This window comes from Luteimonas sp. MC1828 (assembly GCF_016461615.1).
GTDB lineage: Bacteria > Pseudomonadota > Gammaproteobacteria > Xanthomonadales > Xanthomonadaceae > Luteimonas.
This window is the reverse complement of record NZ_JAEMNY010000002.1, coordinates 222,818-238,771: the sequence shown is the minus strand read 5'-3', so window position 1 is coordinate 238,771 and position 15,954 is coordinate 222,818. Positions and strand designations below refer to the sequence as shown.

Annotated in this window: 13 protein-coding genes and 1 pseudogene; 7 read left to right on the top strand and 7 right to left on the bottom strand. The window is 72.4% G+C overall.

Features of this window, described 5'->3' with window-relative positions; genetic code table 11:
- The first annotated feature begins 29 nt into the window (after positions 1 to 29).
- From JHB91_RS10955 to JHB91_RS10925, 7 genes are all read left to right on the top strand, one after another.
- Positions 30 to 2,282, top strand: a complete 2,253-nt coding sequence (locus JHB91_RS10955) for a DPP IV N-terminal domain-containing protein (RefSeq protein WP_199472890.1) — start codon at positions 30 to 32, stop codon at positions 2,280 to 2,282.
- A gap of 84 nt (positions 2,283 to 2,366) precedes the next feature.
- On the top strand, positions 2,367 to 4,154 hold the full coding sequence (locus tag JHB91_RS10950; protein WP_199472889.1) for a DUF885 domain-containing protein: 1,788 nt from the start codon (positions 2,367 to 2,369) through the stop codon (positions 4,152 to 4,154).
- Positions 4,155 to 4,256: 102 nt separating this feature from the next.
- On the top strand, positions 4,257 to 5,453 hold the full coding sequence (locus JHB91_RS10945) for a beta-ketoacyl-[acyl-carrier-protein] synthase family protein (protein WP_199473239.1): 1,197 nt from the start codon (positions 4,257 to 4,259) through the stop codon (positions 5,451 to 5,453).
- Positions 5,450 to 6,235, top strand: a complete 786-nt coding sequence (locus tag JHB91_RS10940; RefSeq protein ID WP_199472888.1) for a beta-ketoacyl synthase chain length factor — start codon at positions 5,450 to 5,452, stop codon at positions 6,233 to 6,235. The genes JHB91_RS10945 and JHB91_RS10940 overlap by 4 nt, the downstream gene beginning before the upstream one ends.
- Positions 6,228 to 7,058 (top strand): glycosyltransferase family 2 protein, encoded by an 831-nt coding sequence (locus tag JHB91_RS10935; RefSeq protein WP_199472887.1) that lies wholly within the window; start codon positions 6,228 to 6,230, stop codon positions 7,056 to 7,058. Before JHB91_RS10940 ends, JHB91_RS10935 begins: the two co-directional genes overlap by 8 nt.
- Positions 7,055 to 8,707 carry an FAD-dependent oxidoreductase gene (locus JHB91_RS10930; RefSeq protein ID WP_199472886.1) on the top strand — a complete coding sequence of 551 codons (1,653 nt, stop codon included), beginning with the start codon at positions 7,055 to 7,057 and terminating at the stop codon, positions 8,705 to 8,707. The genes JHB91_RS10935 and JHB91_RS10930 overlap by 4 nt, the downstream gene beginning before the upstream one ends.
- Before the next feature lie 10 nt (positions 8,708 to 8,717).
- Positions 8,718 to 9,998 carry a cation:proton antiporter gene (locus JHB91_RS10925; RefSeq protein ID WP_343225092.1) on the top strand — a complete coding sequence of 427 codons (1,281 nt, stop codon included), beginning with the start codon at positions 8,718 to 8,720 and terminating at the stop codon, positions 9,996 to 9,998.
- Here the strand turns inward: JHB91_RS10925 and JHB91_RS10920 are convergent.
- The 7 genes and pseudogenes from JHB91_RS10920 to JHB91_RS10890 all read right to left on the bottom strand — a co-directional run bounded on the left by JHB91_RS10920 (position 9,941) and on the right by JHB91_RS10890 (position 15,945).
- Entirely contained in the window at positions 9,941 to 10,417 is a 477-nt protein-coding gene (locus tag JHB91_RS10920) for a hypothetical protein (protein ID WP_199373912.1), read from the bottom strand. The genes JHB91_RS10925 and JHB91_RS10920 overlap by 58 nt on opposite strands.
- Positions 10,418 to 10,501: 84 nt before the next feature.
- Positions 10,502 to 11,242 carry a 3-oxoacyl-ACP reductase FabG gene (fabG, locus tag JHB91_RS10915; RefSeq protein WP_199472884.1) on the bottom strand — a complete coding sequence of 247 codons (741 nt, stop codon included), beginning with the start codon at positions 11,240 to 11,242 and terminating at the stop codon, positions 10,502 to 10,504.
- 7 nt (positions 11,243 to 11,249) lie between these two features.
- Positions 11,250 to 11,699, bottom strand: a complete 450-nt coding sequence (locus JHB91_RS10910) for a phosphotransferase (RefSeq protein WP_199472883.1) — start codon at positions 11,697 to 11,699, stop codon at positions 11,250 to 11,252.
- Complete coding sequence (locus JHB91_RS10905) at positions 11,696 to 14,023, bottom strand: MMPL family transporter (RefSeq protein WP_199472882.1); 2,328 nt, start codon at positions 14,021 to 14,023, stop codon at positions 11,696 to 11,698. The genes JHB91_RS10910 and JHB91_RS10905 overlap by 4 nt, the downstream gene beginning before the upstream one ends.
- On the bottom strand, positions 14,020 to 14,658 hold the full coding sequence (locus tag JHB91_RS10900) for a LolA-related protein (RefSeq protein WP_199472881.1): 639 nt from the start codon (positions 14,656 to 14,658) through the stop codon (positions 14,020 to 14,022). The genes JHB91_RS10905 and JHB91_RS10900 overlap by 4 nt, the downstream gene beginning before the upstream one ends.
- A 124-nt stretch (positions 14,659 to 14,782) precedes the next feature.
- Positions 14,783 to 15,670 (bottom strand): annotated as a pseudogene (locus JHB91_RS10895) (acyltransferase); the annotation flags it as partial.
- On the bottom strand, positions 15,667 to 15,945 hold the full coding sequence (locus tag JHB91_RS10890) for a hypothetical protein (protein ID WP_199373923.1): 279 nt from the start codon (positions 15,943 to 15,945) through the stop codon (positions 15,667 to 15,669). The gene JHB91_RS10890 and the pseudogene JHB91_RS10895, both read right to left, overlap by 4 nt.
- Positions 15,946 to 15,954: the final 9 nt, after the last annotated feature.

The window sequence follows — 15,954 nt, the reverse complement described above, 5'->3', positions numbered from 1 at the left end:
CCGCCTCCACGATTCCCCGGACGCCCCTGATGCGCCTGCTGCTGGCCACCGCCCTGATGACCCTGACCATCGCCCACGCCCATGCCGCCCCGCCCGCCGCTGCGCCCGCCGCCTCGCGTCTGACGCTGGAGGCGATCACCGGCGATGCGCCACTGTCCGGGCCGACCCTGCTGAAGCCGCAGGTGGCGCCCGACGGCTCTCGGGTGACGTTCCTGCGCGGCAAGGACAGCGACCGCAACCGCCTCGACCTGTGGGCGTACGACGTGGCCAGCGGTGAAACCGCGATGCTGGTCGATTCCGCGGTGGTGCAACCCGGCACCGAAGTGCTCAGCGACGAGGAGAAGGCGCGCCGCGAGCGCCAGCGCATCGCCGCGCTGTCGGGCATCGTCGACTACCAGTGGGCGCCGGACGCCCGCCACCTGCTGTTCCCGCTCGGTGGCGAGCTGTACCTGTACGACCTGTCCAAGCAGGGCGCCGACGCCGTGCGCCGCCTCACCAGCGGCGCGGGCTTCGCCACCGACCCCAAGGTGTCGCCACTCGGCGGCCATGTCAGCTTCATCCGCGCCCGCAACCTGTGGGTGATCGACCTCGCCGACGGCCGCGAGCGGCAGCTGACCCGTGACGGCAGCACCACCATCGGCAACGGCGTGGCCGAATTCGTCGCCGACGAGGAGATGGCGCGCCACACCGGCTACTGGTGGGCGCCTGATGATTCCGCCATTGCCTACGCGCGCATCGACGAGTCGCCGGTCCCGGTGCAGAAGCGCTACGAGGTGTACGCGGACCGCACCGAAGTCGTGGAGCAGCGCTACCCCGCGGCCGGCGATGCCAACGTGGGCGTCGAGCTGTTCGTGGCGCGGCTCGGCGAAGACAAACCGCTGCGCATCGATCTGGGCGCCGATCCCGACATCTACCTCGCCCGCGTCGACTGGCGCGACCCCGAGCGCCTCACCTTCCAGCGCCAGTCGCGCAACCAGCGCCGCCTGGAGCTGGTCGAGACCACGCTCGCCAGCGGCCGGCAGCGCACCCTGGCCACCGAGACCGCGAAGACCTGGGTGCCGCTGCACGACAGCCTGCGCTTCCTGCGCGACGGGCGTTTCCTGTGGTCGTCGGAGCGCGACGGCTTCGAGCACCTGTACATCGCGTCCGAGGACGGCCGGTCGATGCAGCAGCTGACCCGCGGCGATTGGCCGGTGGACCGCCTGGCCGCGGTCGACGAGGACAAGGGCCTGGCGTACTTCATCGCCGGGCGCGCGTCGCCCACGCAGTCGGCGCTGCATGCGGTGCCGCTGGCGGGTGGCGACATCGTGGCGCTCGGCTCGCAGCCGGGTACGCACGCCATCAGCTTCGCGCGCAACGCCAGCGTCTACGTCGACAGCTGGTCGAACACGCGCACGCCGCCGCGCATGGACCTGCACCGCGCCGACGGCAGCCTGGTCGCGGCGCTGGTCGACAACGACCTCGCCGATCCCGTGCATGCGTACGCGCCGTACCGCGCCGCGCACCTGGCCACCGAGTTCGGCACGCTCACCGCGGCCGACGGTCGCACGCCGCTGCACTACAGCGTGGTCAAGCCCGCCGGCTTCGACCCGGCCCGGCAGTACCCGGTGGTGGTGTTCGTGTACGGCGGGCCCGCCGCGCAGACCGTGCTCGACGCCTGGCCGGGCCGCGCCGATGCGTTCTTCAACCAGTACCTCGCGCAGCAGGGCTACGTGGTGTTCTCGCTCGACAACCGCGGCACGCCGCGGCGCGGGCGCGACTTCGGCGGCGCGCTGTACGGCAGGCAGGGCACGGTGGAAGTGGCCGACCAGCGCGCCGGCGTGGCCTGGCTGCGCGCCCAGCCCTGGGTGGATGGCGCGCGCATCGGCGTGCACGGCTGGTCGAACGGCGGCTACATGACGCTGATGCTGCTGGGGCAGGCGCCAGGCGACTTCCGCTGCGGCATTGCCGGTGCACCGGTGGCCGACTGGGCGCTGTACGACACCCACTACACCGAACGCTACATGGACCTGCCCGGCGCCAACGTCGACGGCTACCGCCACGCCAGCGTGTTCACCCACCTCGACGGCATCCGCGACGACGCGCTGCTGCTGGTGCACGGCATGGCCGACGACAACGTGCTCTTCAGCAATGCCACCGGCCTGATGTCTGCGCTGCAGAAGCGCGGCACGCGCTTCGAGCTGATGACCTACCCCGGCGCCAAGCATGGCCTGCGCGGCGCCGATGCCCTGCACCGCTACCGGCTGGCCGAGCGCTTCCTCGGGAAGTGCCTCGCGCCCTGACGCGCACCCATGACCTGCGGCCCGTTGCGGGCCGCGGCAGCGGGGGTTAGCGTCGCCGCTCCAGCCACACGGACCGACGCTGCCATGAAGACCCTTGCCCTCGCCATCATGCTTGCGCTGGCCGCGCCGACCACCGCCTACGCGCAGGCGCCTGCGCCTGCTCCCGCGGCCGCAGTGGCCGCCACGCCGGCCTGGGTGACGCGCAGCAACGAGCATGCGCAGGTGCTGATCGATGCCCAGGCGAAGTTCGCGCCCGAGGGCTTCTCGTTCTTCGGCATTCCCGGCCTGGATACGCTCACCGCGGACCTCGGCCCCGACAACGGCGCCCGCTTCCGCGCGGCCACCGCCACCGCGCGCGCCGAGCTGCAGCGCCGGCTGGAGCTGGAGCGCGACGCCAACGTCCGCCAGGACCTGGCGATCATGATCCGCGCCGCCGACGAGGCGATCGCCAGCAGCGCGCTGCAGGAGCGCATGGTGCTGCCGTTCGCCGACGCGCCGCAGCTGGTCTTCCAGGGCATCAACGGCCTGCTGTCGAAGCAGGTGCCGGCCGAGCGCCGCGCGCACGCCCGCGAGCGCCTGGCGCGCTACGTGGGCCTGGCGCCGGGCACCACCCCGGTCATGGTCCAGGCCCGCCAGCGCTACGAGGAGCGCGTCGGCGACGCGTCGCTGCTGCGCCCCACCAGGCTCGAGGTCGAACAGGCGCTGCAGAACGTCGACACCTACGCCGCCGGCATCCGCACGCAGTTCACCGAGTACGGCATCGACGGCATGGACGAGGCCCTGGCGGCGCTCGACGCGCAGTCGAAGGATTACGCCGCCTGGGTACGCGCCGACGTGCTGCCGGAGGCGCGCACCGATACGCAGCTGCCGCCGGAGCTGTATGCCGAGCGCCTGAAGCAGGTCGGCATCGACATCGACCCGCTGGTGCTGGTGCAGCGCGCGCAGCTGGAGTTCATGGAAACGCGGGCGATGATGCAGCAGCTCGCACCGCTGGTCGCGAAGGAGAAGAGGATCGCGGCCAGCGACTACCGCGAAGTGATCCGCGCGCTCAAGCGCGACGTGATCGCCAACGATGCGCTGGAGCGCGAGTACCGCGTGGTGATCGACGCCATCGACCCGATCATCCGCGAGCACGGCATCGTCGACGTGCCCAACCGGCCGATGCAGATGCGCCTGGGCACGCCGGCGGAAAGCGCCGCGCAGCCCGCACCGAACTTCAGGCCGGCGCCGCTGGTCGGCAACACCGGCCAGCAGGGCACGTTCGTGCTGCCGCTGGGCAACCCCGCGCTCGGCCCGGAAGCCTCGTATGACGACTTCAACCATCCATCGGTCGCCTGGACGCTGAGCGCGCACGAGGGCCGCCCCGGGCACGAGCTGCAGTTCACCGCGATGGTCGAGCGCGGGATCTCGCTGGCGCGCACGCTGTTCGCGTTCAACTCCGTGAACGTCGAGGGCTGGGCGCTGTACGCCGAGGCCGAGATGGTGCCGCACGAGCCGATCGACGGGCAGCTGATCGCCCTGCAGTTCAGGCTGATGCGCGCGGCGCGGGCGATGCTGGACCCGATGCTCAACCTCGGGCTGATCGACCGCGAGCGCGCCAACCGCCTGCTGATCGACGACGTGGTGCTGTCGCCGGCGATGGCCCGCCAGGAGATCGACCGCTACACCTTCAACGCCCCCGGCCAGGCCGGCGCCTACTTCTACGGCTACACGCGCATCCTGGAGCTGCGCATGGAGACCGAGCTGGCACTGGGCGCGCGCTTCGACCGGCTGGCGTTCAACAACTTCCTGCTCGACCAGGGCCTGTTGCCGCCCGACCAGCTGGCGGAGGCGGTGCGCACGCAGTTCATCCCCGCGCAGGCCAAGAAGTAGCGTTCACACACCTGCGCACTGCCGTTGCGCGACGCGTGGATATACTCGGCGACTTTCCGCCACCGAGTCCCCCACGTGTCGCCATCGCAGCCCCTGTCGCCCATCCCGGCGCTGGCCATCACCGCCTACACCGCCACCACCGCGCTCGGCCGTGGCCGTGCGGCGCAGGCAGCGGCGCTGCGTGAACGCCGCAGCGGGCTGCGGCGGAACGATTTCGGCCGCGACCCGCTGCCGACGTGGATCGGCCGTGTCGAGGGCCTCGAAGACGCACCGCTGCCACCGGAAATGGCGCAATGGGAGTGCCGCAACAACCGCCTGGCGTGGCTGGCGTTGCAGCCGGATGGCCTGCTGGACGCGGTGGCGGCCGCGCGCACGCGCCATGGGGCGGAGCGCGTGGCGGTGGTCATCGGCACCTCCACCGCCAGCATCGGCGCCACCGAAGAGGGCTACACGCGCCTGGAAACCGGCGCCGACGGCGTGCCGCGCTTCCCCGCCGACCTGGCGCGCATGATCGTGCACACCCCGCATTCACCCGGCGATTTCGTGCGTGCCGCCACCGGCCTGCGCGGGCCCTGCGTGACCGTGGCCACCGCGTGCTCGTCGAGCGCCAAGGTGTTCGCGCAGGCCGCCCGGCTGCTGAACGCGGGAATCGTGGATGCCGCCCTGGTCGGCGGCGTGGACACCCTGTGCGGCAGCGTGCTGTTCGGCTTCAACGCGCTGGGACTGGTGTCAGCGGCGCCATGCCGGGCGTTCGACCGCGACCGCGACGGCCTGTCGCTCGGGGAGGCCGGCGGCTTCGCACTTCTGGAGCGCGCCGCACCCGGCGCACACGGCCTGCAGCTGCGTGGCTACGGAGAATCGAGCGACGCGCACCACATGTCGTCGCCGCATCCCGACGGCCTTGGCGCCAGCCTGGCGATGCGCGATGCACTGGCGCGCGCGGGCATCGATGCCGCCGAGGTCGGCTACCTCAACCTGCATGGCACCTCCACGCCGGCCAACGACACCATCGAGGCGCGCGCGGTCGCCGCAATGTTCCCTGACACCCTGCACGCCAGCTCCACCAAGGGCTGGACCGGGCATACGCTCGGCGCCGCCGGCATCGTCGAGTCGGTGTTCGCGCTGCTCGCACTCGAGCACGGCCTGCTGCCGGGCATCCTGCACAGCAGCGAGTACGACGCCGCCTGCGGCCCGCAGATCCGCTTCGACAACGCCGAGGACGCGACCATCCGCTACGCCATGAACAACTCCTTCGGCTTCGGCGGCAACAACAGCGCGCTGGTCTTCGGTCGCGCATGAGCACCCTGGTCGCGCGCATCGAAGGCATCGGCTTCTGGCTGGACGGGCTGCCAACCTGGGCCGACGCGGTCAGCCATGCCACCACCGGCACGCCTGTGACAGAGGGCGGCAAGCCCGTCCCGCGGCTGCTCGCGCCCAACGAGCGCCGCCGCGCGCCGCCCTCGGTGGCGGTGGCGCTGGACGTCGCCCAGGCCGCCTGCGAAGCCGCGGGCCGCGCCCCCGCCGACCTGCCGTCGGTGTTTGCCTCCACCCACGGCGACCTCGGCATCACCGACTACATGTGCGCGACGCTGGCCAGTGATCCGCGCGCGCTGTCGCCGACGCGCTTCCACAACTCCGTTCACAACGCCGCCGCCGGCTACTGGACCATCGGCGCCGGCTGCCTGCATCCGGCCACGGCGCTCAGCGCGCACCGTGCCAGTTTCGCGCAGGGGCTCATCGAGGCGCTCGTGCAGCTCGTCTGCGGCGACCCGGCCGTGCTGCTGGTGGCCTATGACACCTCCGATGTCGGGCCCCTCGGCGAGATCTCGCACAGCGAAGGCCTGCTCGGCGCGGCGCTGGTGTTGTCCGCCGACTCCGGCGATGCCGCGGGCACGCGCCTGCGCGCCACCCTCACCGAGGGTTCGGCGCCCGCCGCCCACGGCGCGCTGGCACGGCGCGGCGCCGGCAACGCGATGGCGCCAATGCTGCCGCTGTTCGACGCGCTGGCCACCGGCGGCGACCTGGTGGTGCTGGATGCCGGCGCCGGGCGCGTGCTGCGCGTGGAGCTGGCGCATGGCTGAGGCGACCCGCCTGCAGCGCGACAACGTCGCGATCGTGGTGCCCGCGCTCAACGAGGCGCTGCGCATCCGTGAGGTGGTGGAGGGCGCGCTGGCGCAGGCGGCGCGCGTGATCGTGGTCGACGACGGCTCCGACGATGGAACGGTGGACCGGATTGCCGGCCTGCCGGTCACCGTGATTCGCCACGCACGGCGCATGGGCAAGGGCGCGGCGCTGCGCGCTGGCTTTGCCGAAGCCGCCCGCCAGGGCGTGCAGGCGGTGGTCACCATGGACGGCGACGGCCAGCACGCCGCCGCCGACATTCCGCGCCTGATCGATGCCGCCAACCGCCACCCGGGCTGCGTGATCGTCGGCGCGCGGCTGCGCAAGCGCGTCTCGCAGCCACTGCACCGGCGCATCGGCAACGACTTCGGCGACTGGGGCCTCGGCTGGGCCTGCGGCTTCCGCGTGGTCGACAGCCAGAGCGGCCAGCGCCTGTACCCGCGCGCGGTGTTCACCCTGCCGGACGTGCCTGGCGAGGGCTTCGTGTTCGAAGCGCAGATGCTGGTATCGGCCGCGCGCAGCGGCGCGCGGATCGTCGCGGTGCCGATCGAGACGCGCTACGCCTGCGCAGGCGAGCCGACCGAGTTCCGCAAGAGCCATTTCCGCCTGGTGCGCGACCTCGTCGCCATCACCACCCACGTCGTCGGCCAGGTCCTGCGCCACGGCGATGTCGCGCGCCGCTACCTCAAGGCACGCGGCGAGCCGCCGGTCATCGACGACCCGAGCGGCGAGTTCGGCCCACACATCCCCCACGCAGCCCAAGGACCCGGCAGCCCACCATGAACGCAACCCCGCAGCAGCGTGACATCGTCATCCTGGGGGGCGGGCTTGCCGGCCTGACCCTGGCCATCCAGCTGCGCCAGCGCAGGCCGGGACTCGACGTCCTGGTCATCGAACGGCGCGCGCACCCGGTGCGGGAAGCCGCGTTCAAGGTCGGCGAATCCACCGTCGAGATCGGCGCGCACTATTTCGCCGACGTGCTCGGCTTCCGCGAGCACCTGGAAACCCAGCAGGTGCGCAAGTACGGCCTGCGCTACTTCTTCAGCGAGGGCATGGACGACGTCGGTCCCTGCAACGAGCTCGGGGTCAGCAAGCTGCTGCCGACGCCGTCGTGGCAGCTCGACCGCGGCCGCTTCGAGAACTTCCTCGGTGACGAGGCGCGCAAGCTCGGCGTGGAGTTCCTCGATGGCGCGGTGGTCCGCGGCCTGGAGCTGCGCGAGGACGGCAGCGCGCATGAGGTGCGCTACGAACACGACGGCAGCGAGCACGTCGCCAGTGCGCGCTGGGTGGTCGACGCCTCGGGGCGCGCGGGGCTGATCAAGCGCAAGTTCGACCTGGCCCAGCCCAACGACCATGACGCCAATGCCGTGTGGTGGCGCGTCGACGGCCACCTCGACCTCGACGCATGGTCCGACGATCCGGGCTGGCGTTCGCGCTTCGTGCCGGCCGAGCGCTGGCGCTCGACCAACCACATGTGTGGCCCGGGCTACTGGTTCTGGCTGATCCCGCTGGCCTCCGGCTCGCATTCGGTCGGCATCGTGTGCGACGCGAAGATGCACCCGCTGGACACCATGAACACCCACGCCAAGGCGATGGACTGGCTGCGCGAGCACCAGCCGCACGTCGCGCGCGAGCTCGACAAGCCGCAGCACGCGCTGCAGGACTTCCTGTTCCTGCGCCACTTCTCGTATGGCTGCAAGCAGGTGTACTCCGGGCACCGCTGGGCACTGACCGGCGAGGCCGGGCTGTTCCTGGATCCGTTCTATTCGCCCGGCAGCGATTTCATCGCCATCAGCAACACCTACGTCTGCGAGCTGATCGACCGCGACCTGGCCGGCGAATCGGTGGCCATGCACGCATCGATCTACCAGCAGCTGTACTTCAGCTTCTACGAGAACACGCTGTCGCTCTACCAGGACCAGTACCCGGTCTTCGGCCACCCGGTGGTGATGCCGCTGAAAGTGCTCTGGGACTATGCCTACTACTGGTCGCTGCTGGCGCCGCTGTTCTTCGGCAAGCGCCAGGCCGACCTGCCGCTGCTGACCCGGCTGCGCCCCGCGTTCAACACCGGCCGCGCGCTCAACCTCGGCATGCAGGCGCTGCTGCGCGACTGGGGCCTGCGCGATCCGGACGCCGCGCTCGACGGTGGGCATGCGCTCGACCAGTACGGCGTGGACTGGTGCCGGCGCATGAACGGCGCGCTGCCGGAGCAGCTGGACGACGACACCTTCGTCGCGCGCGCCGGGGAGAACGTGGAGGCGATGCGTCGCCTGGCCGGCGAGATCCTGGCGCTGGCCCGCACCGCGTTCCCGGACATCGCCGACCACGGCCTCGCCGCGCTGGCTCCGGCCTTCGACCCCGATGCGGAGCCCGAGATGGTCCCCGCCCACTGGTGGCAGGTGGCGACCGCGGCGACCGCCGCCGAGGCGTGAGCACGGCCCCGTGACCACCCTGCTGTTGCTGCAGCTCCTCGCCATCCTGGTGGCGGCGCGCGGCTGTGGCCTGCTGCTGCGCCGCTTCGGGCAGCCGGCGGTGGTGGGCGAGATGGCCGCAGGCGTGCTGCTCGGCCCGGTGGTGTTCGGGCAGCTGTGGCCGGCCACGCATGCGGCGCTGTTCCCGGCCGCGTCGCTCGCGCCGCTGTCCGCGCTGGCCACCCTCGGGCTGGTGCTCTTCATGTTCGTGGTCGGCGCCGAGCTGCGCGCGCCGCAGGGATTGCGTTCGCAGGTCCGCGCCGCGGGGCTGGTCGGCGCCTGCGCGTTCTTCGTGCCGATGGCGATGGGCCTGGTGCTGGCGGTGTGGCTGTATCCCGCGCTGGCGCCGGATGGGCTCGCCTTCTGGCCGTTCGCGCTGTTCTTCGCCGCGGCCATGTCGATCACCGCATTCCCGGTGCTGGCGCGGATCCTCAAGGATCGCGGCATGACCCGGACCGGGGTCGGCCAGCTGTCGCTCAATGCCGCCGCGCTCGCCGACGTGTTCACCTGGATGCTGCTGGCGCTGATCCTGGCGCTGGCCGGCGGCGGCGACGGCTATGCCGGCTTCACCCGCGTCGCCGGTGGCCTGCTGCTGATCGTCGCGCTGGTGTTCCTGGTGCTGCGGCCGCTGTATGCGTGGCTGCTGCGCCGCCACCCGCTCGACGAGGATGGCGCCACGGTCTCGTTCGGGCTGCTGCTGGCCGGCATGCTGGCCTGCGCGGCCGCGACCGAATGGGTGGGCCTGCACGCGGTGTTCGGCGCGTTCCTGTTCGGCGCCTGCCTGCCACGCGATGACCGCCTGCTGGCGGTGCTCATCGAGCGCATCGAGCACATCGCGGTGGTGGCGCTGATGCCGATCTTCTTCGCGCTGGCCGGCCTCGGCATGAGCGCGGACGCGTTTACCGGCGGCAGCGTGGGCGTGCTGGCGGCGATCGTCGCCGTGGCGGTGGCGGGCAAGGTGGCCGGCGGTGCGCTGGGCGCGCGCCTTGCCGGCCATCCGTGGCGGCCGAGCCTTGCAGTGGGCTCACTGATGAACGCGCGCGGCCTGATGGAACTGGTGGTGATCAAGGTCGGCCTGGACGCGGGGCTGATCGGCCCGGTGCTGTTCACCATGCTGTTCGCGATGGCGATCCTGACCACGGTGATGACCGGTCCCCTGCTCGCCCTGTTGGCGCGCGGACCGCGGCCCGCGGTTCAGTTGGAGGGCGGTGCGGCCGGCGGGTCGGCCAGCGGCGGCGGGTTGGATACGTAGATCGCCACGCCGCGCGCGTGCTTCTGCCGCGGGCTGATGCTCACGCCGACGCCAGCGCTGGTGTGGCTGCGGCCACCGAAGCGCCCGCCGCCGGCACCCACGCTCACGCCGCTGCCGCCGTAGCTGTCCGCGGTGCCCTGGAACAGGATGCCGTTGGCGCCCAGCGAGGCGGCTTCCTCGCGCAGCTTGCGCAGCACCGAGTCGGTCTTGTTCTGCTCGCCGTAGGTGAGCGCACCGCTGCTGGTCTCCAGCAGCGCGATCTCTTCGTACGGCACGGACGGCGCACCGTAGTACACGCGGACCTGGGCGGGGTCGATCGGCGCCCGCGGCGTGCCGGTGAGGATGTGCGAGGACGCGCAGCCGGCCAGCAGCAGCACGGCGCTGGCGGCGACGAAACGAAGCGTGTGGATGGCGGTCATGTCGGCACCTTCGGCGATGGATGGAAATCTTCCGCTGGCCATCATGAACCCTCCGCGACGGACCGCGCCACGACGGCGGCGGCGTCAGCCCATGCCGCCGTTGACCCCGATCACCTGGCCGGTGACGTAGCCGGCGGCATCCGAGCACAGGAAGCCGACCATCGCCGCCACTTCGTCCGGCGTTCCCGCGCGGCCCGCCGGCACCATCTGCTTCACCACCTCGGGCGCGAACGCGGCCTCGGCCATGCGTCCGGCGATCACGCCGGGCGCGACCACGTTGACGGTGATGTTGCGCGACGCCATTTCGCGCGCCAGCGATTTCGACGCGCCATGCAGCGCCGCCTTGGCCGCGGCGTAGTTCGCCTGGCCGCGGTTGCCGAGCACCGCGGCGACGCTCGACACGCTGACGATGCGCCCCCAGCGCGTGCGCGCCATGGGCAGCAGCAGCGGCTGGGTGACGTGGAAGAAGCCGTGCAGCGACACGTCGATGACCCGCTTCCACTGCGCGTCGGACATGCCCGCCATCGGCGCGTCGTCGTGGATGCCGGCGTTGTTGACCAGTACCTGCACCGGGCCGTCGGCGAGCAGGCCGTCGATTGCCGCGCGCGTCGCGTCGCCGTCGGCGACGTCGAAGGCGACCGCATCGGCACTGCCGCCGGCTTCGCGGATCGCATCGGCCACCGCCTGCGCACGCGCGAGGTTGGCATTGCCGTGGACGACCACGTGCAGGCCGGCCGCGGCCAGCTGCCGGCAGATCGCACCGCCAAGGTCGCCGCTGCCGCCGGTGACCAGTGCGCGTCGTGGAGCCTGCATGGATGTGTTCATGCGCGGATTATCGCGGCATCGCCGCGGCGTCGGCGAGCATCACCGCCGCGCGGCCCTCTGCCAGCAGCGCGCCGGCATGGTGGATGCGGAACGCGTACTGCTGGCTGGCCTCGCCTTCCATGAGCAGCTCGGCCTCGCACTCCAGCGCGCCGGCCAGGTCATCGATGCGCGCGCAGTGCAGCTCCACCCCGCGCAGTGCGACCAGCATCCCGGCACGCGCGGCCTCGCCACCGGACGCACGCGCGCGCAGGCCGCCGTGCACCGCCATCGCCTGCGCGCCGTACTCGCACAGGTGCACCGCGCGCAGCAGGCCGCCGCTGCGCAGCGGATGCGCGGGATCGCGGTGGTTGCCGGCGCGCAGGCGGATGCTGCTGGCATCGAAGCCCAGCACCTCGTCCCACAGGCACATGGCGCCCTGGTGCGGGATGAGCGCGAGGATCTCGTCGCGGCCGATCACGCTTGGGACTCCGCAGGCGGGTGGCGCGACACCAGCAGGGCGAGCACGAAGTTCGACAGCACGCCGAGCGCCACGGTGCTGCCGATCGCGCGCAGCACCGGAATCGACGACAACGCCAGCAGGCTGAACACCAGCAGGGTCATCAGGCTGCACACCACCACAGCGTGCAGGGTGCGCAGCTGGTCGGCGCGGTCGTCGCCGGCATGTTCGAAGAACAGCGCGTAGTCGAGCCCGAGGCCGGCGGCGAGGATCAGCGCCACCAGGTGGAACAGGTTGAGTTCCACGCCCAGCCCGCGCAGCACCGCCAGCACCACCAGCGTGGTCAGCGCCATCGGCAGCAGCACGCGCACGACGCGCCTGGGCGAGCGCAGCGCGATCCACACCGTCGCCGCCAGCAGCAGCGCGGCGATCGCCAGCGCGGCCAGCACGCGGCCGCGGTATTCCGCGACCAGCGACTCCGAGGCCAGTTTCATGTCCAGCAGCTCGCCACCGGCGTCGGCCGCCACGCGCGCCACCGCGGCGGGATCCGACAGGCCGCTCAGCGACACCAGCGCCGTGGCACCGGCCTCGCCCTCCAGCAGCAGGCCTTCCACGCTGCCGGCCAAGGGCGTGCCACGCAGGTCGGCGGCGCGCAGCGGCGGCGCGGTGCGCGCGTGTTCGACATCGGCCAGGAACGGCGCGAACGCGTCCTCGCGGAACGGCGAGTCCTGCAGCGCGGTGGTGAGCGCCGCCTGCAAGGTGCCCGGATCCGGAAGGCGGGCCTGGCGTGCACGCTGGGTGGCCGCGGACGGCAGGTATCGCGCCGCGCTGTCGTAGCCGTCGATGGCACCCGTTGCCACCAGTGCGTCCAGCCGCGGGTGGATCGCCTCGGCCGCGGCCAGCGCGGCGTCGCCATCGGCGCCGCGCAGCACCAGCACGTAGCGCACGTCGGGTGCGCCCAGCTCGTCGCGCAGGCGGGTATCGACGGCCATCGCGTCGTCCGGCACCGGCGTCAGGCGCGAGAGGTCGTTTTCCCAGAACGGCGTGCGCGCCGTCGCCAGCACCGCGACGCAGGCGATGGCCAGCACCAGCAGCGACCAGCGCGGGCGCGGCAGGCGGTTGATGCCGCGCCACAGCGCCTGCACGCGCGGGAAATCGGCGGTGTCGCGCGGCGACGGGTCGACCAGCGGCGGCAGGCCGTAGCGCGTGGCCAGGGCCGCGGCCGCGAGCGCGGCGATGGTGAACACCGCCAGCTGGCGCAGGCCGTCGACGCCCGAGAACAGGAAGGTGAGGTACGAGATGCAGGTGGCGATGACGCCGGTGGCCAGGGTGGGCCACAGCTGGCGCACGTTGCGCTGCGGGGTGAGGCCGGCGCGCTGGTGGCTGAAGAAGTGGATCGGATAGTCCTGCACCACGCCGATCAGGGTGAAGCCGAAGGCCACGGTAATGCCGTGCACGGCCTCGAACATCAGCGCCACGGCGCCCAGCCCGGCGAGCCCGGCGGTGGCCAGCGGCAGCACGCCGAGCAACGGAATGCGCCAGCTGCGATACGCGACCAGCAGCAGCAGGATCAGCGAGATGCTGTCGATCGCGCCGACCCACTGCGCCTCGCGCGCGGTGCGGCCGCCGATCTCCACCGAGAACGCGCCCGGGCCGGTCATCCGCAGCTGCGAAGGCGCATCGCCGCGGGCGGCGGCGAATGCGGCGTACACCGCGTCATAGGCGCGCTGCTGACCGGTCGGGTCGAAACCGCCGGCATGGGTCTGCGCCAGCAGCAGCGCCTCGCGGCCGGCACGGTCGAACCACACGCCGTGCAGGCGCGACGGCGCCGCGGCCGGCTGCCACGCTTCGGCGACCTTCAGCAATTCCAGCGTGGGATCGGACGGCAACAGCGGCTCGATCAGCGCGGCGGCCGGCGAGCCGAGATCCTGCAGGCGTTCGTCGAGCTGCTCGGCGAGGTACGCGGCGTCCAGCGGCTGCGTATCGAAGCCGGGTGTCAGCAGGTAGCGGTAGGCGCGCAGCGATTCCGGGATGGCATCGAGGTTGGCATCGCCGCCGTTGGCGACGAACTCGAAGTCGTCATTGGCGGCAAGCGTGGCCGCCAGTGCCTGCGACTGCGCGGCCAGCGCTTCGGGGTCGCCGCCCGACAGCGAGATCAGCAGCAGGCGCGTGCCGGGGCCGTCGCCCAGTTCGTCGATCAGGAGCTTCTGCGCGGCCGTGCGCGGCTCCGGCATGAAGCGGCGCAGGTCGCCACTGAGCGCGAGGTGCTGGCCCACCACCCAACCGGCGATCGCCAGCGCCGCCAGCCACAGCAGGGCCAGCGCGGTGCGGCGTGCGGGCGTCATTGCGCGCCGGCGCCGGGCTCGCGGCACAGCACGGCCAGCGCCGCGGCGTCGGCATCCACGGCCGCGGAGCGCGCGGCGCCCGCCAGCAGCGTGCGCTGCAGTTCGCCTTCCACCGGGCGGGTCTCGATGCAGCGCAGCTCGGCGCCGCGGCCGCGCAGGGTGATGTCGCGCAGGGTCGCGGCCAGTGCGGCGTCACGCGGTACCAGGACCAGCGTCCAGTCCTCGCGGCTGCCGCTGGCCGTGGTGCGGTAACTCTGCCCCAGCGCCGCGGTGTCGCCGCCGAGCAGCGCGCCGAAGCTGGCCTGCAGCCCTGCAAGTTCGGGTGCGCGCGACAGCGCGAAGCTGCGCGGCGCGCGGGTGCCGCGCACGATCGTCGCCCGGCCACCGCGGATGGTCGTGGTTTCGGCGTACGGGGCGCGCACCTCGCGCACCAGCGTGTCGGCGTCGGGACGCGCGTAGACGCCTTCGATGCGCAACGGGGCTTTCAGCATCGCCGAACCGCGCACCTCGACGAACGGCGTGCGCATTGGCGCCGGCCGCGCCAGGCGCGCGAGGATCCAGCCGCTATCGACCGCCGCCGGCTGCGCGGCGGACGACAGCGCCGGCAGCAACGCGAGCGCCGCCGTCAGCAGCATCGTCCACCGCCGCACCCGGAACGGCGTCGTCGCCGGGCCGGGGGTCATGCCTGGCGTGGACCCTGACATCGGGCCTGGCGTCGGGCGTGGAGTCTTGCTGGCTTCGGTCGTGCTCACGGTCGCCCCAGAAGTCGTAGAAGTTGAACCAGTTGTATGGCGCATCGCGGACATGATGCTCAAGGCGCGATGCATAACGCTCGATGAGCGCCGGCAGCGCGGTGGCGCGCTCGCGCCGCGGGATGACCAGGCCATCGGAAAAGGGCTCGAACACCAGATCGTAGCGGGAGCCGCCGCGGTACAGGCCGAAGGCGAGCTGCACCGGCACGCCCAGTACCGCGGCCAGCTGCCATGGCGTCAACGGGAACTGGGCTTCGGTGCCGAGGAACGATGCCGGCAGCGACGGCTCGCCGGGCTGGGTGCGGTCGACCAGCAGCGCGATCACCGCGCCCTCCGCGGCCGCCTGCTGGATCTCGAACATGATCGCCGGCCCGCCCTGGCTGGCATCGATCACCGACGCCGCGATCTCCGGGTTGAGCGCATCGAGCAGCGCGGTGACCGCAGGGCTGTGCGCCTTGTCCAGCACCACGCGGATCTGCACGTCGGGGCGCTGCCGGCCAAGCACGCGCAGCACCTCGAAGCTGCCGAGGTGCGAGCCGAACAGCAGCAGTCCGCAGCCACGGTCGAGTACTTCGTGCAGCGGCCTGAGCCCGCTGATGCCGATGTCGAAGCGCGCGGCGTCGCCGCCGAGCAGGAACACGCGGTCGAGGATGGTGGCGGCGAAGGTGTGGATGTGGCGCGCGACATCGCGCAGCCGCGCCGGGCGCCCGAGCGCGCGCGCGAGGTAGGCGCGCGAATCCCGCCGCTCCTCGTGCCGGCGCAGCAGGAAATACAGCGTGATCGGGAACAGCAGCAGCCGTGCCAGCCTGCGCCCGCCGTGCCGGCTGACGCCGCGCAGCAGCCAGAGCGCAAACCAGCCGCCGCCCTCGCGGCGCTGCTTCCAGTGCCGGGTCATGCCGCCACCACGTCGCCGGTCGCGACCAGCACGTCGCCGGCCTGCACGCGGAACCGCCAGCGCGGCGCGGCGCCATCGAGCACCACCGTCGCCACCACGCCCGGCAACAGGGGCGCCAGGAACTTGACCTGCGGCAGCCGCAGCGGACCCGTCGGCGCGTGCCCGCGCTCGATGGCGGCCAGCACGTGATCGAGGATCACCACGCCGGGCACCAGCGGGCTGCCGGGGAAATGCCCCGGCAGGCAGGGATGGGTAGGCGCAACGACGAACTGCATGGTGTGGCC